22 protein-coding genes and 2 pseudogenes are annotated in these 21,665 nt (G+C 64.2%); 11 read left to right on the top strand and 13 right to left on the bottom strand.

All coding sequences use genetic code 11. The features are described 5' to 3' along the window. Positions 1 to 297: 297 nt before the first annotated feature. Positions 298 to 648: an Atu4866 domain-containing protein gene (locus Q0Q36_RS12510; protein ID WP_293798504.1), complete on the top strand. Its 351-nt coding sequence runs from the start codon at positions 298 to 300 to the stop codon at positions 646 to 648. Positions 649 to 726: 78 nt separating this feature from the next. On the opposite strand, the gene Q0Q36_RS12515 is transcribed toward Q0Q36_RS12510, so the two are convergent. Further along, positions 727 to 1,350 (bottom strand): NAD(P)-dependent oxidoreductase, encoded by a 624-nt coding sequence (locus Q0Q36_RS12515; protein ID WP_293798505.1) that lies wholly within the window; start codon positions 1,348 to 1,350, stop codon positions 727 to 729. Positions 1,351 to 1,477: 127 nt separating this feature from the next. Between Q0Q36_RS12515 and Q0Q36_RS12520 the strand changes: the two genes are divergently transcribed. From Q0Q36_RS12520 to pnp, 3 genes are all read left to right on the top strand, one after another. Further along, positions 1,478 to 1,846, top strand: coding sequence for a helix-turn-helix domain-containing protein (locus tag Q0Q36_RS12520; protein ID WP_293798570.1), 369 nt, complete (start codon positions 1,478 to 1,480; stop codon positions 1,844 to 1,846). Positions 1,847 to 2,018: 172 nt separating this feature from the next. Continuing rightward, positions 2,019 to 2,288 (top strand): 30S ribosomal protein S15, encoded by a 270-nt coding sequence (gene rpsO, locus Q0Q36_RS12525; RefSeq protein WP_047579443.1) that lies wholly within the window; start codon positions 2,019 to 2,021, stop codon positions 2,286 to 2,288. A 259-nt stretch (positions 2,289 to 2,547) separates the two neighbouring features. Next, on the top strand, positions 2,548 to 4,722 hold the full coding sequence (gene pnp, locus Q0Q36_RS12530) for a polyribonucleotide nucleotidyltransferase (protein ID WP_293798506.1): 2,175 nt from the start codon (positions 2,548 to 2,550) through the stop codon (positions 4,720 to 4,722). Between the two features lie 214 nt (positions 4,723 to 4,936). Here the strand turns inward: pnp and Q0Q36_RS25110 are convergent. Next, a pseudogene (locus Q0Q36_RS25110) lies at positions 4,937 to 5,143 on the bottom strand (DUF3800 domain-containing protein); the annotation flags it as partial. Between the two features lie 2 nt (positions 5,144 to 5,145). Continuing rightward, positions 5,146 to 5,706, bottom strand: coding sequence for a DUF3800 domain-containing protein (locus tag Q0Q36_RS12535; RefSeq protein ID WP_293798507.1), 561 nt, complete (start codon positions 5,704 to 5,706; stop codon positions 5,146 to 5,148). A gap of 126 nt (positions 5,707 to 5,832) precedes the next feature. On the opposite strand from Q0Q36_RS12535, the pseudogene Q0Q36_RS12540 reads away from it, so the two are divergent. Beyond that, positions 5,833 to 6,469, top strand: a pseudogene (locus Q0Q36_RS12540) (pyridoxamine 5'-phosphate oxidase family protein). Positions 6,470 to 6,675: 206 nt separating this feature from the next. Here the strand turns inward: Q0Q36_RS12540 and Q0Q36_RS12545 are convergent. From Q0Q36_RS12545 to Q0Q36_RS12565, 5 genes are all read right to left on the bottom strand, one after another. Further along, positions 6,676 to 7,674, bottom strand: coding sequence for an adenosine kinase (locus Q0Q36_RS12545; protein ID WP_293798508.1), 999 nt, complete (start codon positions 7,672 to 7,674; stop codon positions 6,676 to 6,678). A gap of 98 nt (positions 7,675 to 7,772) precedes the next feature. Further along, entirely contained in the window at positions 7,773 to 8,147 is a 375-nt protein-coding gene (locus Q0Q36_RS12550) for a helix-turn-helix domain-containing protein (protein ID WP_293798509.1), read from the bottom strand. Next, a complete protein-coding gene (locus Q0Q36_RS12555; RefSeq protein ID WP_293798510.1) occupies positions 8,144 to 8,707 on the bottom strand; it encodes a Smr/MutS family protein in 564 nt (187 codons plus the stop codon). The genes Q0Q36_RS12550 and Q0Q36_RS12555 overlap by 4 nt, the downstream gene beginning before the upstream one ends. A 1-nt stretch (position 8,708) precedes the next feature. Further along, positions 8,709 to 9,878 carry an MltA domain-containing protein gene (locus Q0Q36_RS12560; protein ID WP_293798511.1) on the bottom strand — a complete coding sequence of 390 codons (1,170 nt, stop codon included), beginning with the start codon at positions 9,876 to 9,878 and terminating at the stop codon, positions 8,709 to 8,711. Continuing rightward, positions 9,875 to 10,600, bottom strand: a complete 726-nt coding sequence (locus tag Q0Q36_RS12565) for a Tim44/TimA family putative adaptor protein (protein WP_293798512.1) — start codon at positions 10,598 to 10,600, stop codon at positions 9,875 to 9,877. The genes Q0Q36_RS12560 and Q0Q36_RS12565 overlap by 4 nt, the downstream gene beginning before the upstream one ends. 243 nt (positions 10,601 to 10,843) lie before the next feature. On the opposite strand from Q0Q36_RS12565, the gene secB reads away from it, so the two are divergent. Next, a complete protein-coding gene (gene secB, locus Q0Q36_RS12570; protein ID WP_293798513.1) occupies positions 10,844 to 11,338 on the top strand; it encodes a protein-export chaperone SecB in 495 nt (164 codons plus the stop codon). 170 nt (positions 11,339 to 11,508) lie between these two features. After that, positions 11,509 to 12,243 (top strand): TerC family protein, encoded by a 735-nt coding sequence (locus Q0Q36_RS12575; RefSeq protein WP_293798514.1) that lies wholly within the window; start codon positions 11,509 to 11,511, stop codon positions 12,241 to 12,243. A gap of 25 nt (positions 12,244 to 12,268) precedes the next feature. Here Q0Q36_RS12575 and dnaQ read toward each other — a convergent pair whose 3' ends face one another. The 5 genes from dnaQ to Q0Q36_RS12600 are packed head-to-tail and all read right to left on the bottom strand — an operon-like array spanning position 12,269 to position 15,918. Next, a complete protein-coding gene (dnaQ, locus tag Q0Q36_RS12580; protein WP_293798515.1) occupies positions 12,269 to 12,985 on the bottom strand; it encodes a DNA polymerase III subunit epsilon in 717 nt (238 codons plus the stop codon). A 4-nt stretch (positions 12,986 to 12,989) separates the two neighbouring features. Continuing rightward, positions 12,990 to 13,604 (bottom strand): dephospho-CoA kinase, encoded by a 615-nt coding sequence (gene coaE / locus Q0Q36_RS12585; RefSeq protein ID WP_293798516.1) that lies wholly within the window; start codon positions 13,602 to 13,604, stop codon positions 12,990 to 12,992. A 15-nt stretch (positions 13,605 to 13,619) separates the two neighbouring features. Next, a complete protein-coding gene (locus Q0Q36_RS12590; protein WP_293798517.1) occupies positions 13,620 to 14,453 on the bottom strand; it encodes a shikimate dehydrogenase in 834 nt (277 codons plus the stop codon). Between the two features lie 11 nt (positions 14,454 to 14,464). Next, positions 14,465 to 15,091: a Maf family protein gene (locus Q0Q36_RS12595; protein WP_293798518.1), complete on the bottom strand. Its 627-nt coding sequence runs from the start codon at positions 15,089 to 15,091 to the stop codon at positions 14,465 to 14,467. Beyond that, complete coding sequence (locus tag Q0Q36_RS12600) at positions 15,088 to 15,918, bottom strand: pyruvate, water dikinase regulatory protein (protein WP_293798519.1); 831 nt, start codon at positions 15,916 to 15,918, stop codon at positions 15,088 to 15,090. The genes Q0Q36_RS12595 and Q0Q36_RS12600 overlap by 4 nt, the downstream gene beginning before the upstream one ends. Before the next feature lie 491 nt (positions 15,919 to 16,409). Between Q0Q36_RS12600 and hemE the strand changes: the two genes are divergently transcribed. The 4 genes from hemE to mnmE all read left to right on the top strand — a co-directional run bounded on the left by hemE (position 16,410) and on the right by mnmE (position 21,614). Then, complete coding sequence (hemE, locus tag Q0Q36_RS12605; RefSeq protein WP_293798520.1) at positions 16,410 to 17,450, top strand: uroporphyrinogen decarboxylase; 1,041 nt, start codon at positions 16,410 to 16,412, stop codon at positions 17,448 to 17,450. Positions 17,451 to 17,454: 4 nt separating this feature from the next. Next, positions 17,455 to 17,877 carry a protoporphyrinogen oxidase HemJ gene (gene hemJ / locus Q0Q36_RS12610; RefSeq protein WP_293798521.1) on the top strand — a complete coding sequence of 141 codons (423 nt, stop codon included), beginning with the start codon at positions 17,455 to 17,457 and terminating at the stop codon, positions 17,875 to 17,877. A 226-nt stretch (positions 17,878 to 18,103) separates the two neighbouring features. Then, complete coding sequence (gene rho / locus Q0Q36_RS12615) at positions 18,104 to 19,369, top strand: transcription termination factor Rho (RefSeq protein WP_257735420.1); 1,266 nt, start codon at positions 18,104 to 18,106, stop codon at positions 19,367 to 19,369. Positions 19,370 to 20,303: 934 nt separating this feature from the next. After that, the gene (gene mnmE / locus Q0Q36_RS12620; RefSeq protein ID WP_293798522.1) at positions 20,304 to 21,614 is read left to right on the top strand and encodes a tRNA uridine-5-carboxymethylaminomethyl(34) synthesis GTPase MnmE; all 1,311 of its coding nucleotides are present in this window, start codon (positions 20,304 to 20,306) and stop codon (positions 21,612 to 21,614) included. Positions 21,615 to 21,665: the final 51 nt, after the last annotated feature.

Consider the following 21,665-nt stretch of genomic DNA (forward strand, 5'->3'; position numbering starts at 1 on the left):
ACGAGCCTCCGAACCATCCTCGGATACGACACGCGCGGCGCCCTCACGGGCGCCGTTTGCGTTTCAAGGAAGAAATTTTTGTTCGCCGCCTCTTGTCGCGGCGCTCGATCGGCCTATCTCAGTGACAGGCGCCGGAGCTTTGCTCCATCACGACGCCGCCCTCGCACATTACAATTTGTGACGTTCCTCGGCCGGCTCGCTGGAGTCGATCGACGCCGCACCGCTTGCTGACAGGTCCCGACGGGGATGTCTGCGACAAGCGGTTTCAGCCGTCACCACAACAGGGAGACGAAAACCATGCAGATCAGCCAGGTTCTTCAGGCTCTCGGCCAGCTCGCTTCCGGCTTCGCGCCGGTCAGCCGTTCCGTCCGCCCGCTCGAGATCGATTTCGACACCGCCGACACCCTAGGCCCCTTCGAACAGGCCGCGATCGGCCAGTGGAAGACCGAGGACGGGTCGATCCTGATCGATCTCAGGCCCGATGGACAGTTCCACAAGGCCAAGCCCGCCGCCGGGGCGCAGCATGTCGGCCGCTATGCGGTCGATCGCTCGAAGCTCTATTTCGAGGGCGAGACCGGCTGGGTCGCGCTCGGGAAGCTGAAGCGCGGCACGCTCAGCATCGGTGAGAAGCGCTTCCGCAAGGCGTGATCGCGATCGCGAGCTTTCGATAAAGAAGGGCCGCGCTTCCTGAGGGAGGCGCGGCCCTTTTTGTTATGACGCGAGAAATCAGTAGCCCACGGTAAAGCGGCGACGGCTATGGGCCGGCTTTTCCAGCTCATCGACGAGAGCGATCGCATAATCCTCGGCCGAGATCGCGCTGTTGCCCTTGGCGTCGACGAGAAGCTGATCGGTGCCGAGGCGGAACTTGCCTGTGCGCTCGCCCGGCTGGATCAGCGCCGAAGGCGACAGGAAGGTCCAGTCGAGCCCCTGCTCCTGCTTCAGAAGATCGAGGAAGACCCCGCCCTTCCGTGCTTCGTCGAGATACGCGGCCGGGAATGCCGGCGTGTCGAACAGCTTCACGCCCGGCGCGACCTCCAGGCTGCCGGCGCCGCCGACGACGAGATAGCGCTTCACGCCCGATTGCTTCACGGCCGCGAGCAGGACCTGCGGGTCGCTGGCGGTGAAATGCACGGCGCTGATCACCGCATCATGGCCGGCAATAAGCTTAGCGAGGGCGTCCTTGTCGAAGACATCGCCCTTGACGGCGGTGACGCCGGGCAGGCTTACGACCTTTTCGGGATTGCGGACGATGGCGGTGACGGCATGGCCGCGGGCGGAGAGTTCAGCCAGCAGGCGCGAACCGATGAATCCGCTGGCGCCGATCAATGCGACCTTCTTGGCGATTGTCATGACAGAGGTTCCTTGTTGTGGTATCCAACGGATACCTGCACTCCGATGGAACCTATCTGACCCTACCGCGCCGCCCCGTAAAGAAGGCACTTTCACGCGACATGGTCACCTCCGGGAAACCGCCATGCTGAAACGCCCCGACCCTTTCCAGGCGCTGTGCCCGACGCGGCGCGTGCTCGACCGCATCGGCGATACCTGGGCGGTGCTGATCCTGATCGCGCTCGACGACGGCACCTTGCGCTTCAACGAACTCAGGCGGCGGATCGAGAACATTTCCCAGAAGATGCTGTCGCAGACGCTGAAGAGCCTGGAGCGCGACGGGCTGGTGCGCCGCGAGGTCTTTCCGACGGTGCCGGTGACCGTCGAATATTCGCTGACCGAGCTCGGGCGGACACTGGCGCAGACGGTGAACCAGCTCACCCTCTGGGCCGAGGCGCATATCAGCGAGGTCGAGGCAGCACAGCAGCGCTATGACCGGGGCGAGACCTCTGCCTAATCCTGACTCCGGAACGCTGGCGTTTCCCCTGATTTCGTGTATATGCCCGGGCAACCGGCTTAACCTGCCGGCCGCGCGACCCCTCCTTGATGAGGTGCTCGCGGGCTTCGGACCTTGCTGGACGACATCCCGGCCTGGCCCGCCAGATCAACCCGAACACGAGGATCTCCCGATGTCGATCACTGCCGAGCGCAAGACCGCGCTGCTCCAGGAATACGCCACCAAGCCGAACGACACCGGCTCGCCGGAAGTTCAGGTCGCGATCCTGACCGAGCGCATCACCAACCTGACCGGCCACTTCAAGTCGCATGCGAAGGACAACCATTCGCGTCGCGGCCTGCTCAAGCTGGTCTCCCAGCGCCGTTCCCTGCTCGACTACCTCAAGGGCAAGGACCAAGCTCGCTACAAGACGCTGATCGAACGGCTCGGCATCCGCCGCTGATCGAAAGCTGACGGTTTCCGCCCGGTGCGACCTGCTCCGGGCGGCTCCTTTTCGGGCAAGGGCGCCATGGGGTGCCTGCCTGACTCTCGCGGCAGCCGCATGGGGCGGCCTTCCCGCGTGACCCGCCGGACGCCCAAGACGTCCATGGCAGGATCGCCGAGCGCTCGGGCGCATTCCCTCTCACACCCGAGCGTTCCGCCGTCTTGCCCATGGGCCTGAAGGCACCGGACGGGTCGAACCCGACCGAAAGACGAAACACATGTTCGATATCCAAACCGAAGAACTGATCTGGGGCGGCCGCAAGCTCGTCCTCGAGACCGGCAAGGTCGCCCGCCAGGCCGACGGCGCCGTGATGGCCACCTATGGCGAGACCGTCGTGCTCGCGACCGTCGTCTCCGCGAAGGAACCGAAGCCGGGCTTCGACTTCTTCCCGCTGACCGTGAACTACCAGGAAAAGACCTTCGCGGCCGGCCGCATCCCCGGCGGCTATTTCAAGCGCGAAGGCCGCCCGAGCGAGAAGGAGACGCTGGTCTCCCGCCTGATCGACCGTCCGATCCGCCCGCTCTTCGTCGAAGGCTACAAGAACGACACCCAGGTCGTCGTCACCGTTCTCCAGCATGACCTCGAGAACGATCCGGACATCCTGGCGATGGTCGCGACCTCGGCTGCGCTCACCCTCTCCGGCGTGCCCTTCATGGGCCCGATCGGCGGCGCCCGCGTCGGCTATATCGACGGTGCCTACAAGCTGAATCCGACCATCGAAGAGATGAAGGAATCGGCTCTCGATCTCGTCGTCGCCGGCACCCAGGACGCCGTGATGATGGTCGAGTCCGAGGCCAAGGAGCTGACCGAAGAGGTCATGCTCGGCGCCGTGATGTTCGGCCACAAGCATTTCCAGCCGGTGATCGAGGCGATCATCCGCCTGGCCGAGAAGGCTGCCAAGGAGCCGCGCGACTTCAACCCGCCGGATGATTCCGCCGTCCTCGACGCGATCATGAAGGTTGGCGAGGCGGAACTCCGCGCCGCCTACAAGATCACCGCCAAGGCCGAGCGCTACAAGGCCGTCGACGCCGTCAAGGCCAAGGTCGTTGCCGCGCTGGTCTCGGATGCGCCGGACGGCGTCGCCACCTTCCCGAAGGACAAGGTCGGCGCGCAGTTCAAGGAAGCCCAGGCCAAGATCGTGCGCTGGAACATCCTCGACGACGGCATCCGCATCGACGGACGCGACGGCAAGACCGTCCGCCCGATCGTGGCCGAGGCCGGCGTCCTGCCGCGCACCCATGGCTCGGCCCTGTTCACCCGCGGCGAGACGCAGGCGCTGGTCGTGACCACGCTCGGCACCGGTGAGGACGAGCAGTTCATCGACTCGCTGGAAGGCACCTACAAGGAAACCTTCCTGCTGCATTACAATTTCCCGCCCTACTCCGTCGGCGAGACCGGCCGCATGGGTTCGCCCGGCCGCCGCGAAATCGGCCATGGCAAGCTCGCCTGGCGCGCCATCCACCCGATGCTGCCGGCCAAGGGCGAGTTCCCCTACACCCTGCGCGTCGTCTCGGAGATCACCGAGTCGAACGGCTCCTCCTCGATGGCCACCGTCTGCGGCACCTCGCTGGCGCTGATGGATGCCGGCGTGCCGCTGCGCGCTCCGGTCGCGGGCATCGCGATGGGCCTCATCCTGGAAGGCAAGCGCTTCGCCGTGCTCTCCGACATCCTCGGTGACGAGGATCATCTCGGCGACATGGACTTCAAGGTGGCCGGTACTGCTTCGGGCATCACCTCGCTCCAGATGGACATCAAGATCGCCGGCATCACCGAGGAGATCATGAAGGTCGCCCTCGAGCAGGCCCAGGGCGGTCGCGAGCACATCCTCGGCGAGATGTCGAAGGCCCTCTCGGCCTCGCGCAGCCAGCTCGGCGAGTTCGCGCCGCGCATCGAGACGATGAAGATCCCGGTCGACAAGATCCGCGAAGTCATCGGCTCCGGCGGCAAGGTCATCCGCGAAATCGTCGAGAAGACCGGCGCCAAGGTGAACATCGAGGACGACGGCACCATCAAGATCGCCTCGGCCGACGGCAAGTCGATCGAAGCCGCGATCAAGTGGATCAAGTCGATCGTCTCGGAGGCCGAAGTCGGCGTGATCTATGACGGCACCGTCGTCAAGATCATGGAGTTCGGCGCCTTCGTGAACTTCTTCGGCGCCAAGGACGGCCTCGTCCACATCTCCGAGCTCGCTCCCAAGCGCGTCCAGAAGGTCTCGGACGTCGTCAAGGAAGGCGAGAAGGTCAAGGTCAAGTTCCTCGGCCAGGACGAGCGCGGCAAGATCCGCCTCTCGATGAAGGTCGTCGACCAGCAGACCGGCGAGGACATCACGGAGAAGCTCAAGGCAGAGCGCGAGGCCGAGAAGGCCCGCGAGAAGCAGGGCGCGGCCGAGTAATCGGCCCATAAGCCAGCTTGAAAAACAGAACGCCCCGCATCGGAAGATGCGGGGCGTTCTGTTTTGATTCGCACAATTGGAACGCGCCACCCATCAGAGGTGCTGGAACAAGCGAATCGTCGGAGTCACTTACAGGCTCTCTTGTCAAGATGGAGAGCTATGCCTACATTCAGGCCGCCGGGAGTGCGTCACCTTGCACGTTGGGACTGCGGTCTCACCCGGCGTCCTCTTTTGAATTTTTAGGCAATCGAACAAGTCCGAATCCTGAGATCTGACCTGTTTTTGATGTGCGAAACGAAGCCTCTATCAGGCGGTACCAGCGGTCGTCACCTTTCTCAAATTTCCTCCACACTGCTCCCGCAACCATGTCTGCTAGTTGGATTCCAACGCTCAGGTTTGAAGGTTGTAAAAACACGCTCTCGACTAAGTTTTTGTATTTCGAGGTAAATTCGCTCGACGAGTATAGAAGCCTGTCGTGATGCTGCCGAAGGCGTTTATCGTCCGACGCCCCCTATGATCGCAAACAACGACGCCGTGCTCTTTTGCATGCGCTAACCTGCTGAAATCCTGCAAAAAATACTGAAAGCGTTCTGTTACCGGCTTATAAGTAGCATGGTACAGATCATCGGTATTCTCGATGCTCTTATACTCATAAGCAGCTGCGGCGTCGGCAACGCAAGCCAGGCAGGTAATGCCTTTCTCATTTGAAATGAGATTAAAAATCTCGATTCTGATTTGATCTCGCTCAGATTGCAGCAGCCCTCTCATCGGATTATGCGCGTCATCGTTTCCAGGTGCAAAATACCTCCATTTGAACTCCCCACGGATTCTTCGTCGAGCTTTCAACCCAAGAAGAGAATCACGCATTCTTTGCCACGCGCTCTCGTGGACAATAGCGCCTCCGATTACGAAATACTTTTGCTTAGAGAAGTCGGCTGTCGGCTTTGGCGGCGTCCCTGATTCATCGACAAATAGGATATGCATACAAAAGCCTCCCCACCCGTACGATAGGTCAAGCACAACAATAAACGATGCTCAATCCGCAGCTCTAAAAACACCTGCGCCAGCGTCGCAAATAGTCTAGACATATGCCGATCCATGGAGACCGGCATGTCCGACCACCGCATCGCCTCGCTCGACGACCTCGCTCGCGCCTATCCCAATCCGATCGCGCCGGCCTCGACCTTCAAGGAGATCGATCATGTCGATGCGAACTATGCGGCGCTGATCGCGGCCTCGCCGTTTTTCGTGCTGGCGACGGTCGGTCCGGAGGGGCTGGATTGTTCGCCGCGTGGGGATTTGCCGGGCTTCGTTACGGTCCGGGACGCGAAAACGCTCCTGATTCCCGACAGAAAAGGGAATAACCGTTTGGATTCCTTGAAGAATATCCTGTTCGACGATCGAATCGGAATGCTCTTCCTGGTGCCCGGCTGCGGCGAGACGCTGCGCGTCAACGGACGTGCGGCGATTTCCTGCGACCCCCAATTTGTGTTTGCAATTCGAGATGGCCGGGAAGCTGCCAGCGAGCGTCATGGTCGTCCATGTCGAGGCCGTCTACTTCCAGTGCTCCCGCGCGGTAGTGCGGGCGGAGCTCTGGAACCCGGAGCGGCAGGTCGACCGGCGCAACCTGCCCTCGCCCGGGACGATGTTGCGCGACATCACGGCGCGCAACGCAGAGGTCGCGACCTTCGACGGCAAGGCTTATGACGAGGCGCTGCCGGCTCGGGTCAAGGCGACGCTGTATTGAAGTAGGCCCCTTGTCATTCCGGGGCTTCGCCCTCGGGTCCGATCTTCGGTTGGCCCAAGGATAAACTCCGCGAAAAGCCGGAAGCCACGACTGGGTGAGACCGGACGTTCGGCGACGCGGGAAAAATTGTAATTCGGGCCTAGCCCAGTTGTGGGTTCCGGGTTCGGCCCAGAGAGCCGCCCCCGGAATGACAAAGGGTGCTGCGCTCAGAGCAGCCCTTCGTTGCCGGCCAGCGTCTTCAGGCTGACATCAGGGCGGGCGCCGACATGCGAGATGATCTCGGCCGCGGCCAGCGCACCGAGGCGCAGGCAGTCGCGGGTCTCGCGGTTCGAGGTCAGGCCGTAGAGGAAGCCGGCGGCAAAGAGATCGCCGGCGCCGGTCGCATCGACCACGCGCTCGACCGGGAAGACCGGCTCCTCGACGATGCCCTCCGGCGTCACCGCCAGCGCGCCCTTCTCGGAGCGGGTGACGACGGCGAGGATGTTCTCCGAACGCAGCCAGGACAGGGCCGTATCGAAATCCGAGGTCTCGTAGAGGCTCTTGAGCTCGTGCTCGTTGGCGAAGACGAGATCGACCATGCGGTTGCGGATCAGGCCGATGAACTCGTCGCGGTAGCGATCGACGCAGAAGGAATCCGACAGGGTGATGGCGACGCGGCCGTCGGCCTTGTGAGCGATCTCGGAAGCCTTGCGGAAGGCTTCCTTGGCCGCCGGCGGATCCCAGAGATAGCCTTCGAGATAGACGATATCGGCGGCTTCGACGGCCTTGGCGTCGACATCGGCGACCGAGAGGCCCTGGCAGGCTCCGAGATAGGTGTTCATCGTACGCTCGCCATCGGGCGTGACGATGATGAAGGAACGCGCGGTCGCCGGCCCTTCCGTCGCATCGGCCGTGCCGAAGGCGACGCCGAGCGAGGTCAGGTCATGGCGATAGAGCTTGCCGAGCTCGTCGCCCTTGACCTTGCCGATGAAGGCGCCCTTGCCGCCGAAGGAGGCGAGGCCAGCAATGGTGTTGGCGGCCGAGCCGCCGGAGATGATCCGGGCCGGGCCCATCGCGGCATAGAGCGACTCGGCGCGGGCCTGGTCGATCAGCATCATCGCGCCCTTGGTCAGCTTCTGGGCGATGAGGAAATCCTCCTCGGCCGAAGCCAGCACGTCGACGATGGCATTGCCGAGGGCGAGGACATCCGTACGGGTCTGGGTCATGGCTCTTGCTTGCTCTGTCCGGATGACGCGGCCCATCGGCCGATAGGGAAGGTGCTGGCCCTGTCGCATCCGCCTGTCGTGCGGTCAAGCATGGCGGTTCAGGCGGGATCGCGCCGGGCGGTGGCTTCGTCGAGAATGGCGGCCAGACGGTGGAGATCCTCACCCTCCAGCAGGCCGATCTCGCGCGACAATCGATTGGCAAGGAGCGTCGCTTCCGGGTCGAGGCCGGCGGTGTCGATAGTCACGCGCGGATGCGAGAGATCGGCGAGGCGGACGAGCTCGTCGGCTTCATCCCAGATCACGCCCAGGAGATGGATCGCGCCCTGGATCAGGGTGAAGGTCGGACGTCCGCGCTTGCCGTGCTCCAGCGCCGAGAGATAGGCCGGCGAGACGCCGAGGCCCTCCGCCATCTGCGCGAGGCTCATGCCGCGCGCCTCCCGCAAAGCCCGGACGCGCTGGCCGAAGGGCGTCACGGCCCATGCTCCCGCAGGCGGCGCAGGCGGACATAGAGCGCGCCGGACCCACCATGGCGCTGCTCGGCCTCCTCGAAGCCGAGGACCAGCGTGCGCAGGTCTGGCAGGCGCAGCCAATGCGGCACCATCCGGCGCAGCACGCCCCGCTCGTCGCCGAACAGAGCCGGCGCCAAAGCACCCTTGCCGGTCACGACCAGGGCGATGCGGCAGCCGCGGCGCTGCTCGCGGCGCAGGAAGGCATGAAGCGCCAGATGCGCCTCGTCCTGCCGCATGCCATGCAGATCGATGGAGGCGTCGACGCTCTGCTGGCCCCGGCGCAATTGCGTGCGTAAACGCCGCTCGATCGGCGCCAGCGGGGGGGCCGATGGTGGCGTCGTTTTGACTGTCGCAGCCATTACGACGGCACGCATCGCGGTTTCGGGCGGCGGCGGAGCAGCCTGCTCGGGAACCGGCTCCGGCTCGATCGGCGCCCGGCCGGGCAAGGGCTTCACCGAGCGTGCGACCTGGCGCCAGAGCGCGATATCGGCTTCCGTCAGCGTCTTTCCGCGGCGAGACCGCATCTCAGCGCGGCCACAGGACGGTGAAGGCGACGGGATGTCGGATCAGGCCGGCACGATGGCCCGCCGCAGCGCCCGAGCCGACGAAGAGGTCCATGCGGGCCGGTCCGAGGATGGCGGAGCCGGTGTCCTGTGCGATCATCAGGCGCGCCAGATGCTCGCCCCCGCCGGTGCCGTCGGGGATCGTGGTATCGACCCAGACCGGCACGCCATAAGGCCAGGCTGTGCGATCGACCGCGATGCTCCGCATCGGCGTCAGCGCCAGGCCGGCGCCCCCGATCGGCCCGGTTTCGGCTGGCAGGTCGTCACGCCGGGCGAAGAAGACGAAGGACTTGTTCAAGCGGATCAGGTCGCGGGCGAAGCCGGCATCGGCCTTCAACCGGGCAATCAGCCGGTCCATGGTCATCTGCTCGGGCGGGATGTTCTCGCGCTGGCTGAGCACGCGGCCAAGGGAGGTGTAGGGATGGCCGTTGCGGCCGGAATAGGTCAACCGCGCCACCGATCCATCAGGCAGGCGGACACGGCCGGAACCCTGCACCTGCAGCACGAAGCGGTCGACGGGATCGCGCAGCCAAAGGATTTCAAGCCCCTGGCCATCGAGCGCGCCGGTCTCGATCGCCGTGCGGTCCGGGAAGGGCTCGAAACCCTCAGCAGTGCGGCGTGCGGCCGAGAGCGTCTTGTCGAGGCCCGGCCAGTCGTCCTCGGAGAAGCGTGTGACGAGGTCCTTCGGCCGGTCGTAGAGCGGCGTCGGGAAAGCGTCGGAACTGGTCAGCGAGCCCTCGAACTCGGGCTCGAAATAGCCGGTTGTGAAGCCGGTTTCGCCGCCTTCGGGACGAATGCGCCAGAAGGCGAAGTTCTGTTCGAAGAAGGAGCGTGCCTGCTCCCGGTGGATCGATCCTGAAGCAGCGAGTGCTTTGGCCTTGTCGCAGACAGCGGTGAGCCGCTCGGGCAGCGGCACGCCCTGGCGCAAGGGCGGATCGCTCATGCAGCCCTGCGCGAAGATGGCGAAGGCCTTGGCGTGGTCATCCTGCGCCCAGCCGGGAAGCTCGGCTGGCGACAGCGCCTCGGCGCGGGCTCCTTGGGGCAGCGGGGGCGGCGAAGCCATGGCGGTCACGGATGCGAGGCCCAGAGCTGCGGAGAACGCCAGTGCGACACTGGCGCTGCCACGCTTCACGCAGCGGATTCGGTGGCGACGAGCAGCCAGTTGGGATCGCGGCTGCCGAGCTGACGCGAGAAGGTCCAGATGTCGTTGACCTCGGAGACCTGCTCGGCACTGCCGTCGACGACCGTGCCCTGAGCGTCACGCGTGACGCTGATGAGCTGCGAGACGAAGCCGATCGTGACCTGCGCAGTCTTGCCCTTGACGTCGACGGCGGCGAGATCGGCCTTGTCGATCGAAACGAAGTTCGATTCCGCCTTCTCGCCGCGCTTCTCGCGCTCGGTGATCGCCTGCTCGAAGCCGTCATAGACCTCCTTGGCGAGGAGACCCTTCAGCATCTTGCGGTCACCGCGGGCGAAGGCGGTGACGATCGCCTCATAGGCAGCCTTGGCGCCACCGATGAATTCATGCGGATCGAAGCCCGGTTCCTGGCGGATCACCGCCTCGATGCCGGCGCTGACGGGGGAATCCGGTGCAGCCAGATCCTTCCAGCGCTCGGCCGCGGGCGCCTCGGGCGCGCTCGCGTCGTTGGCGGCGCCCGGCAAGCGGATGACATTGTCGCGCGCTTCGGGCGCCTGCCCCTGGTCAGGCCGCATCGGCGGGGTCTCGCGACGGGCGAAGGGGTCCTTGGGCTGCTCGTGGCCGGTCTTCTGGCCGAGCACGGAACGCAGCTTCCAGGCCACGAAGACGGCAAGGACCAGGAAGACCAGAGTCTGCATGTCGAAGGAATTTTGCATCGAAAGCTGACCCGCGGCTCCCCGTTGTTGTCCGGCCCTGCCGCATCACGTGCCGGACCTTCACCGTCATATGGTGAGACTGGCTCGTAACATCCACCCCCCGGCTTGTGAAGGCGACTTCTTGTGCCGGCACGGCGTCCATGATAGCCGACGCGCGCGCCGCTCCATAGCATGGAGCGCAGTCCCGAGTGCCGGCGAGGCGCGGGATTTCCCGAGACAGCCTGCCAGAACGAGATGGGACCAATGGCCAACGAACTTCCCAACGGCAATGGTGCCGCCGCCGATCAGGCTCCGAGCTTGAACGCACTGATCCAGTACACCAAGGACTTCTCCTTCGAGAACCCGAAGGCGCCGCGCGCGCTCGCTCAGCAGGAGGCCCAGCAGGGCCCGCAGATGTCGCTGCAGGTCAATGTCGGCTCGACCGCGCTGGGCGACGACGATTACGAGACCGTTCTGCGCCTCGAGGGCAAGGCCGAGATCAAGGGCGAGACGCTCTTCGCCTTCGACCTGAGCTATGCCGGCGTGTTCCGCCTGCAGAACATCCCGCAGGAGCACATCCACCCCGTGCTGGTGATCGACTGCGCCCGCCTGCTCTTCCCCTTCGCCCGGCAGATCATCGCCGAGGCCGTGCAGAACGGTGGCTTCCCGCCCTTCTATGTGCCGCCGATCGATTTTGCGGCCCTGTTCCAGCAGCGCATGCAGGAGCTCCAGGGCGAGCAGGGCGCCGCGACGAACTGATCGGCCGCTGCATTGGCAGTTTACGACGAAAGGGCCCCTTGGGGGCCCTTTTTCATTTGTTGCGGATGATTGTTGTCCTTGCGGAGCCAGCTACCCCTCTCCATGTGATCAACGCATCGGCGGACGCCCCGGCAGGGACGCCCGCCTTTTCCGTATCCGATGGAGACCTGATGGACGCCCTTCTGACGCTTGCCGCCGACCCCGCCGTATGGGCCGCGCTCGGGGCACTGATCGCCATGGAGGTCGTGCTCGGCATCGACAACCTGATCTTCATCTCGATCCTGACCAACAAGCTGCCCGAGCATCAGCGCTCGAAGGGCCGCAGGATCGGCATCGGCCTGGCGCTGGTGATGCGGCTCGCCCTGCTCGGTACCGTGGCCTTCATCGTCAAGCTCACCGCGCCGATCTTCACGATCTTCGGCCAGGCCTTCTCCTGGCGTGATCTCATCCTGATCGCGGGTGGTCTCTTCCTGGTCTGGAAGGCGACAAAGGAAATCCATCACAAGGTCGATCCCGATCCGGAATCGGTGCTCGCCGAAGGCGGCACGCGCGCCGTGACGCTGGGCTTCGGTGCGGCGATCTTCCAGATTCTGCTGCTCGACCTGGTGTTCTCGATCGACTCGATCATCACCGCCGTCGGCATGACCGAGCATGTGCCGGTCATGGTCATCGCCGTCATCGTCGCCGTGTTGACGATGCTGCTCGCCGCCGACCCGCTGGCGCGCTTCATCGACAAGAACCCGACGATCGTGATGCTGGCGCTCGGCTTCCTGCTGATGATCGGCGGCACGCTGATCGCCGAGGGCTTCGGCGTGCATGTGCCGAAGGGCTATATCTACGCGGCGATGGCGTTCTCGGCCCTGATTGAGGCGCTCAACATGATGTCGCGCCGCCGGGCGCGATAAGCCCCCGGCGACGGGCGACGCGGATTTATTGGGCCGCGTCGTCCGTAATGCCGAGATAGCCTTTCCAGAGCGGCGCCTTGAGCGAGCTGAGAATGAAGGTCTCGTGCGCCTTAAGCGCCTCTTCGCTGAGGCGCGGCGCCAGTTGACGTTGCCGCTGTGGCTTCTCGACCGCGGCCATGGCAATGCCGGGACGACCGGCTGCCGCATCGACGCCGAGGCCGAGCGAGGCCTGCTTGCCGCCAATGAGCTCGATATAGACCTCTGCCAGAATCTCCGAGTCGAGCAATGCGCCGTGCTTGGTGCGGCGGCCATTGTCGATGCCGTAGCGCGAGCAGAGCGCGTCGAGGCTGTTCGAGGCGCCGGGATGCTTGCGGCGCGCCATCGACAGGGTGTCGACCACGAAGCCCTGCTCGATCGGCGGCAGGCCGAGACGCTTGAACTCCATGTTGATGAAGCCGACGTCGAAGGCTGCGTTATGAATCACCAGCTTGGCGCCGGCGATGAACTCGGCGAATTCCTGCGCGATTGCGGCGAAGAGCGGCTTGTCCGAGAGAAACTCTTCCGAGAGGCCGTGGACGTTATAGGCCTCAATCGGCATCGAGCGTTCGGGATTGATGTAGACGTGGAAGGTGCGGCCGCTCGGGCAGTGATTGACCAGCTCGACGCAGCCGATCTCGACGATACGGTCGCCATTATTGGCTTCGACGCCGGTGGTTTCGGTATCGAGAACGATCTCGCGCATCGCTTCAGGACCTCGCTTGCACGCTGCGCCCGGGACGGCCGGCGAGCGCCATCAGGATAGAGCCGACCTGCCGTTCGGCGGCCACGAGGCCGCGCGAGGTGTCCACAAGGAAATGGGCACGGCGGCGCTTCTCCGCATCCGGCATCTGGCGCGACAGGATGGCGTCGAGCTTCTCAGCGGTCATGCCGGGGCGGGCGAGGACGCGCTCTCGCTGGACCTCGGCCGGTGCTGTCACCACCAGGACGGCATCGCAGCGCGACTCGCCACCTGTCTCCAGCAGGAGCGGCACATCGATGATAGCGAGCTCCGCCCCCTCCCGCCGGCAGCGAGCGAGGAAGGCCTCCTCCTCCTCGCGCACCAGCGGATGGATGATCTCTTCGAGCCGGCGCAAAGCCTCGGGCTTGCCGAGCACGGCGGCGCCCAGCTTCGCGCGATCGACAGCGCCGTCGATGACCGTGCCTGGAAAAGCTGCCTCGATCGGTGCCGCAGCCCGGCCGCGATGCAGGCCGTGCACGGCGGCATCGGCATCATGCAGGGGCACGCCGCGCTGCACGAAGAGCTGCGCGGTCGTCGACTTCCCCATTCCGATCGAGCCGGTGAGGCCGAGGACAAAGGTCATGATGGCTCCGGCGAATCAGGCCTTCAGGATATCGGCTTCGATCAAGGCGCGCAGGTTCGGCGTCACCCGCGGGGTCACGCCGAACCAGCGGGCGAAACCGGGCACAGCCTGGTGGAGCAGCATGCCGAGCCCGTCGACGAGAATGCCACCACACTGTTCAGCATCGGCCAGCAGCGCAGTCTTCAAGGGGACGTAGACGATGTCGTCGACGATCGTGCCCGGCCGCAAGGCGGCGAGATCGATCTCCAATGGCGGCTTGCCTTGCATGCCGAGTGCCGTGGTGTTCACGATGAGATCGGCCTCTCCGACGAGGCTGTCCCGCTTGGCCCAATCGCCCGCTTCCAGGGGGCGACCGAGTGCGGCGACCAGTTCGGCCGCCCGTTCCGGGCTGCGATTGGCGACGAGGATGCGTGCGACGCCCCTCGCCTTCAGGCCATAGCAGATGCCCCGCGCCGCGCCGCCCGCACCAAGGACCAAGGCCGTGCCGACCTTACCCTGCCAACCCGGAACGCTGGCATCGAGATGAGCGAGGAAACCCGGCACGTCGCTGTTATCGGCGATGATCCGGCCGTTCTCGCGCCATAGCGTGTTGACCGCGCCGACCGCTCGGCCGGCAGCACTGACCTCATCGACCAGTGCCATCACCGCTTCCTTGTGCGGCACGGTGACATTGCCGCCAGCGAACTCGCCATCGCGCAAGCGCGAGATGAAGGCGGGGAGATCGACTGGTGCGACATCGATCCGCTCATAGGAGCCGGCAAGCTGATGCTCGCGCAGCCATTCGCCATGGATCAGAGGCGAGCGCGAATGCGCGATGGGATGTCCGATGACGAAACAGCGAGGCGACATGAGAAAGTCCGTTAACCGGCCAGGCATTCGAGCTCGCGCAGCGAGGCGAGCACCGCCAGCAGCGGCAGGCCAAGAATGGTGAAATGATCGCCCTCGACCTTGTCGAAGAGCTGGGCGCCCGGCCCTTCCAGTTGATAGCCGCCAACGCTGGTCAGGGCGGCCGAACCTGCAACGGCAAGATAGCGCGTGATGAAATCCGCTTGGAACGAACGCATGGTCAGGCGCGCTGCCTCGAGCCCCTCGGCCAGTGGCGCGCCGTCCCGCGCGATGACGAAGGCGGAATGGAGCTCGTGCGTCCGCCCGGCGAGTGCCGCTATCTGGCGTTCTGCCGCCGCCTGGTCCGCGGGCTTGTGGAAGGCTGCGCCGCCACAGATCAGCGTCTGGTCGGCGGCGAGGACAAAACGGCCGGGCCGGTCGCACGAGACGGCCAACGCCTTGGCGCAGGCGAGTGCCGCCGCGATCTGATCCGCCGGCACATCGCGATCGACCAAAGGCTTTTCGACAGCGCGCTCGTCGATTTCCGGCTTCACCACCTCGACCGGGATGCCGGCAGCCGTGAGCATGTCACGCCGGGTGGCACTGCCAGAGGCGAGGATCAGTGGCTCGGGAGAGAGCCAGAGGCCGGATGAGGTGCTCATGTCGCGATGAACTTCATGCGGTGGTCGCGCAGCAGATCGACGATCGAAGCCGCGGTTTCTTCAATCGAGCGGCGTGTCACGTCGATCACCGGCCAGCCCTTGCGGGCGCAGAGGCGACGCGACTGCGTTACCTCGTCGGCAACGGCGGTCGGATCGACATAAGATGTGTCGTCGTCGGCGCGCAGCGACAAGAGGCGGTTCTGACGGATCTGGACGATGCGGTCGGCGCTGGCGATGAGGCCGACGATCAAGGGCTTCTTCGCGCTTTCCAGTTCCGGCGGCAGCGGGATGTTCGGCACCAGCGGAATGTTCGCGGTCTTGATACCGCGATTGGCGAGATAGATGCTCGTCGGCGTCTTCGAGGTCCGGCTGATGCCGACCAGGATGACATCGGCATTGTCAAGATCGCCACCCATCTGCCCGTCGTCATGCAGCAGCGTGTAGTTCATCGCGTCGATGCGGCGGAAATATTCGGTGTTGAGCACATGCTGCGCACCCGGCTTCGTCGTCTGGGCCTGGCCAAGATAGGACTGGAACAGCGAGAGCACAGGCTGCAGCACCGACAGGCAGGGGCAGCCGAGCTCGCGACAGAAATTCTCCAGCTTCTCCTGCCATTCCGGCTCGACCAGCGTGTAGAGAACGACGCCGGGCGAGGCCTCGATCTCGGCGAGGACGCGGGCGAGCTGTGCCTCCGAGCGGACCAGCGGGTAGACATGCTCGATCGCCGAGACGCTTTCATATTGCGCGGCCGCAGCCCGGCTGACGGCGATCAGCGTCTCGCCGGTCGCATCCGAGACCAGATGCAGATGGAAATAATTGCGGACCACGGCATCCCCCGGCCTGAAGCGTTCCTATCCTCTAGCGCGGTTTGCGTTCGATCGGAATCGCCCCGACGTGAATTGACACGGGCGCGGCTTTTCCTTTCCGGCGAGGCCGGTTCGGCGAGCAGCCCGGCAGGGGTGCGCCGTTCCCGAGGGCTATGGGGAGGAATGTGGACAACTGAACAGAAAATGGAGGCTGGGCGTCGCCTCTGTATAACCCCTCCGAGCCATCAACAGCCGGCCGGCTGTGAATGGTAAAGAAAGTGTTTCACGTGAATCATTTTGGACGGCTGCGTGGGCGTCGCCGATTCCAACTCGTTAACAAAGCCTTAACCGGCAACTAGCAGCCGGGCTCCCCGCGACTCGCTGTCCCAGTGGCTGTGGAGCGGTTGTGGACAAAATTGTGGCGGGCTATCTCCCTGCCTCCAAGAGTCAAAACAAAAGATTCTCTCTAAGAATCTTATTCGAAAGATAGCGGGATGGATGGCCCGTCAGGCATGACGAGAACCGAGACCTCTGCTCTGATCCGCGTGCTTGGCGGTGAAACCCTGCCTACCCCTCCGATCTGGCTGATGCGCCAGGCTGGACGCTATCTGCCGGAATACCGCGAGCTCAGAGCCAAAGCGGGGAGCTTCCTCTCGCTCTGCTACAACCCCGAATGGGCTGCCGAAGTAACCCTTCAGCCGATCCGACGCTTCGGCTTCGATGCCGCTATCTTGTTCTCGGATATCCTGGTCGCGCCGCAGGCTCTCGGTCAGAAGCTCTGGTTTGCCGAGGGCGAGGGGCCGCGGCTTGAGCCCGTGGCGGATGCTACCCGCCTAGCAGAGATCGATCGCGAGGCAGACCAGGGCAGGCTCGATCCGATCCTGGAGACGGTTCGACGGGTTCGCGCTGCCCTGCCCTCCGGAACTGGCTTCATCGGCTTCTGCGGTGCGCCCTGGACCGTCGCGACCTATATGGTCGCCGGCCGCGGCACGCCGGACCAGGGACCGGCCAAGGACTTGTCCGGTCGCGATCCCGCGCTGTTCCAGGCGATCATCGATCGGTTGGTCACGTCGTCCATCGCCTATCTGAACGCGCAGATCTCCGCGGGCGTCGATGCCGTCCAGATCTTCGACAGCTGGGCTGGATCGCTCGGACCGGACGATTTCAAGCGCTGGTGCATCGTGCCGACGCGCCGGATTGTCGAAGGCGTGCGCGCGGTCCATCCGCAGGTACGTATCATAGGCTTTCCGCGCGGGGCCGGCCGACTGATCCCGGACTATATCGCAGGGACCGGCGTCGATGCCGTCGGACTGGAAACCGATATCGACCGGAGCTTTGCCCGCGACGCCATCCAGTCGAAGGTCCCGGTGCAGGGCCATCTCGACCCGCTGGTGCTGCGCGCCGGCGGTCCCGAGCTGGAACAGGAGGTCGATGCCATCCTGACAACTTTCGGAGATCGGCCGTTCATCTTCAATCTCGGCCACGGCATCCTGCCGGACACGCCGATCGCGCATGTCGAGCGCTTGTTGAGACGGGTTCGGGCTGAGGGCTAAGGCGATGTACGAGTGGATCAAGGCTTTCCATGTCATGGCTGTCATCTCCTGGATGGCCGGCATGCTCTATCTGCCGCGGCTGATGGTCTATCACGCGGAGGCTCAGACCGGCTCGATCCAGTCCGAGACGTTCAAGATCATGGAGCGCCGGCTGCTCAAGGGCATCATCAACCCGGCGATGGTCCTGACCTGGGTGCTCGGCCTCTACCTCGCCTGGTACGCATTCGCCTTCAAGGGCGGCTGGCTGCACGCCAAGCTGCTGCTCGTCTTCGTCCTGTCGGGCATCCACGGCATGCTGGTGAAACACGTGCGCAATTTCGCCGCGGACCGCAACGTGAAGTCGCCGCGCTATTTCCGTATCCTCAACGAGGTCCCGGCCGTGCTGATGGTCGGCATCGTCATTCTGGTCATCGTGAAGCCGTTCTGAGGCAGTGCGCGCTTTCCGCTTGAGCGCGGACCCGATTCCCGCTATCAGGACGCTACGCTTCTCCAGCGTCCTCCCTTGTTGTCGACTGTTCGTGAGCTGCCTGCCCCTGCAGCAGCTCATGTCGCGCAACCCAAAAGCGCAGGTCCGTTAAGGACCGATAAGTCGATCAATCCAGTACCGTCCTTAACCCTGCCTGTTCGCAGGGCGTTCACGATCCGGGTGCCCCATGCGGGAAATCAAGCTTCAAGAGCTCAAGAGCAAATCGCCGACCGAACTCCTGGCCTTCGCCGAGGAAGTCGAGGTCGAGAACGCCAGCACCATGCGCAAGCAGGAGCTGATGTTCGCCATCCTGAAGCAGCTCGCTGCGCGCGAGACCGAAATCCTGGGCGAGGGCGTCGTCGAGGTTCTTCAGGACGGCTTCGGCTTCCTGCGCTCCTCCGATTCAAATTATCTGCCGGGCCCGGACGACATCTATGTCTCGCCGTCGCAGATCCGGAAATTCGGCCTTCGCACGGGCGACACGGTCGAGGGTCCGATTCGCGGTCCGAAGGATGGCGAGCGCTATTTCGCTCTGCTCAAGGTCAACTCGATCAATTTCGAGGACCCGGAGAAGATCAAGCACAAGATCCATTTCGACAATCTGACGCCGCTCTACCCGGACGAGCGCCTGAAGCTTGAGGTGCAGGACCCGACGAAGAAGGATTTCTCGCCGCGGGTCATCGATATCGTCGCGCCGATCGGCAAGGGCCAGCGCGCGCTGATCGTGGCGCCGCCGCGCACCGGTAAGACGGTTCTGCTGCAGAATATCGCCCAGTCGATCACCAGCAATCATCCCGAGTGCTATCTGATCGTCCTGCTGATCGATGAGCGTCCCGAGGAAGTGACGGACATGCAGCGCTCGGTGAAGGGCGAGGTCGTGTCCTCGACCTTCGACGAGCCGGCCTCCCGCCACGTTCAGGTCGCCGAGATGGTGATCGAGAAGGCCAAGCGCCTGGTCGAGCATGGCCGCGATGTCGTGATCCTGCTGGACTCGATCACCCGCCTCGGCCGCGCCTACAACACGGTTGTGCCGTCCTCCGGCAAGGTCCTGACCGGCGGTGTCGACGCCAACGCGCTGCAGCGCCCCAAGCGCTTCTTCGGCGCCGCCCGCAATATCGAGGAAGGCGGCTCGCTGACCATCGTCGCGACCGCGCTGATCGATACCGGTTCGCGCATGGACGAAGTGATCTTCGAAGAGTTCAAGGGCACCGGCAACTCGGAAATCGTGCTCGACCGCAAGGTCGCCGACAAGCGCATCTTCCCGGCGATCGATATCCTCAAGTCGGGCACCCGTAAGGAGGAGCTCATCACGCCGCGCTCCGACCTGCAGAAGACCTATGTGCTGCGCCGCATCCTCAACCCGATGGGTCCGCAGGACGCGATCGAGTTCCTCATCGACAAGCTGCGTCAGACCAAGCAGAACTCGGAATTCTTCGACTCGATGAATACCTGAGATCGCGTTTACAATTCAGCATTTCGATTCGCCGCCGTACCGACCCTCGTAAAGGGCCCGTACGGCGGCGAAATTGTTTGGGGGCTCGCCCGCAGGGGGCGCTCCGCGACGGGCGATTTGAGTTCCGCCGCCCTGAGTCAACCGATTCGGAATCGTTACATTCTCGGGCGACCATCGGGTTACGTTCGAGTATGACCGCCCATGGCGATCGACGATGATGCCTTGAACGTCTCGCCGTGGATCCCGCGAGAGAAGGCCGCACCAACATGGCATTCGCTCGCAAGACTCCCTCATTGAGCCAGATGGAAGCCCGGAAGCCGCCCCGATGCGGGGTGAGTCATACCGTTCCGCCTTTAACCGGAGTCCGGTCGGGTAGTGCCGATCGAAGTGGTCTGACCGGTTGCTCGAAGGAGGCAAAATAGCGACATCGAAAGGCGGTGATCCGATGTGCTGAAGCGTGGCGCTGGTTTGGGGCGGGTCGAATGCGAGATGACGAAATCGCGGCCAGCGCATCTCCCGATTCGGATTCGAAATGATGAGCAGCTGCCGCTGCGCTGAGGCTGCAGTCCATCGGCCCGCGATCGCCAACATTTTCAGCTCACGAGCGTCCTGCTTCGCGGTAGTCTTCCGGTCTACCCGCTTAACCGATTGATATTCCATCCGATCCAAGAGTAGTGCTGGGCTACGGGATCGCGGTAGTGCTCAGTAGTGCCACGCCCGCGGGACTCCTACACAGTGCTTGGCGCGTTCTCCTGGCATCCGACGCGCGAGGCTACCTGTCCCAATGGACGGGTCGCAAGCTGACCCGGTCTTGATGTTCGCGAAGACGTTGTTCATGACGAGTTCGGCGGCCTGCCCAGGCTAGAACGAGACCTGACCCTGGCATGTGTTTCGGCCGGCTTCGCGCAGGCGACGCCTGAATGGTTCAAGGGACATGACTGTAGAAGCGCATCCCACAATCGTCGCGCTGTCTTCGGCGTCGGGCAAAGCCGGTGTCGCCGTGGTCCGAATTTCGGGGCCTCGCGTTCGATTCGTTCTCGAAACATTTGTCGGTATCTTGCCGGAGCCGCGTGTCGCGACCTTGCGCAGGCTGCGCGACAGGTCCGGCGAAACCATCGATAGCGCGCTCGTCCTGTTCTTTCCGGCGCCCGCAAGCTTTACCGGCGAGGATGTCGCCGAGCTCCATGTCCACGGTTCGCGCGCAGTCTTGGCGCGATTGCTGGGCGCTCTTGCGGCGCTGCCCGCCGTGCGCCTTGCCGAGGCGGGAGAATTCACACGCCGTGCCTTCGAAGCTGGCAAGCTCGATCTCGCCGCTGTCGAGGGTTTGGCCGACCTGATCGATTCGGAAACGGAATGGCAGCGTCTGCAGGCATTGCGCCAGATGGGCGGCGCCCTCGGCGAGTACGCCAAAAGCTGGCGAGGCGCCTTGATCGAAGCCGCGAGCTTGCTGGCGGCCGAGCTCGATTTCTCCGACGAAGGAGATGTCTCCGGACCGTTGCAGCAACAGGCTCTGGCCCTGGCCGACGAGGTCCTGAACTCATTGCGCCTGGCCCTCGGCAGCTTCGCCATGGGAGAACGGGTACGGGAGGGCTTCGTTGTCGTGCTGGCAGGGCCTCCCAATGCCGGCAAATCCAGCCTGCTCAACGCTCTGGCCCGCCGCGATGTGGCTATCGTCTCGCCGATCGCAGGCACAACGCGTGACTCCCTCGAGGTGAGGCTGGATCTGGCTGGACTTCCGGTCATCCTGATCGATACGGCGGGCCTGCGTGACAGCGCTGATCCAGTCGAGGCCGAAGGTGTCCGGCGCGCTAGGGCTCTGGTCGCGCGCGCGGACCTCGTGCTTGGTCTACGCGGTGTCGATTCGGAACCGTATCGAATCGAAAACGAGGCTCAGCTGCTCAAGATCGCGACGAAAGCCGATCTTTCGGGCTCAGTCCTCTCGGATGAGCTGGCAATTTCGGTACGAAGCGGCGAGGGATTGACTGCGCTGCTCGCCGAAATCGTCGAACGCCTTCAGCGGCTGGGTTCGGGCGAACCTGCGCTCTTGACCCGAGAACGCCATCGCATCGCCGTCTCCAATGCGATCGCGGCGCTGGAGCGGGCGGTGACGGCGCGCCATGGACAGGGCGAATTGCTTGCCGAGGATATGCGCCTGGCGGTGGTCGCACTCGAGCGGCTCGTCGGCCGCATCGACGTCGAGGATGTCCTCGACCGGCTGTTCGCAGGGTTCTGTATCGGAAAGTGAAGCTTCCATGGGCGGATCGGGCGGTTTTCGTTGACCCGTCTGCCGGGCTTC

It is taken from the genome of uncultured Allobosea sp. (assembly GCF_945957345.1).
GTDB lineage: Bacteria > Pseudomonadota > Alphaproteobacteria > Rhizobiales > Beijerinckiaceae > Allobosea.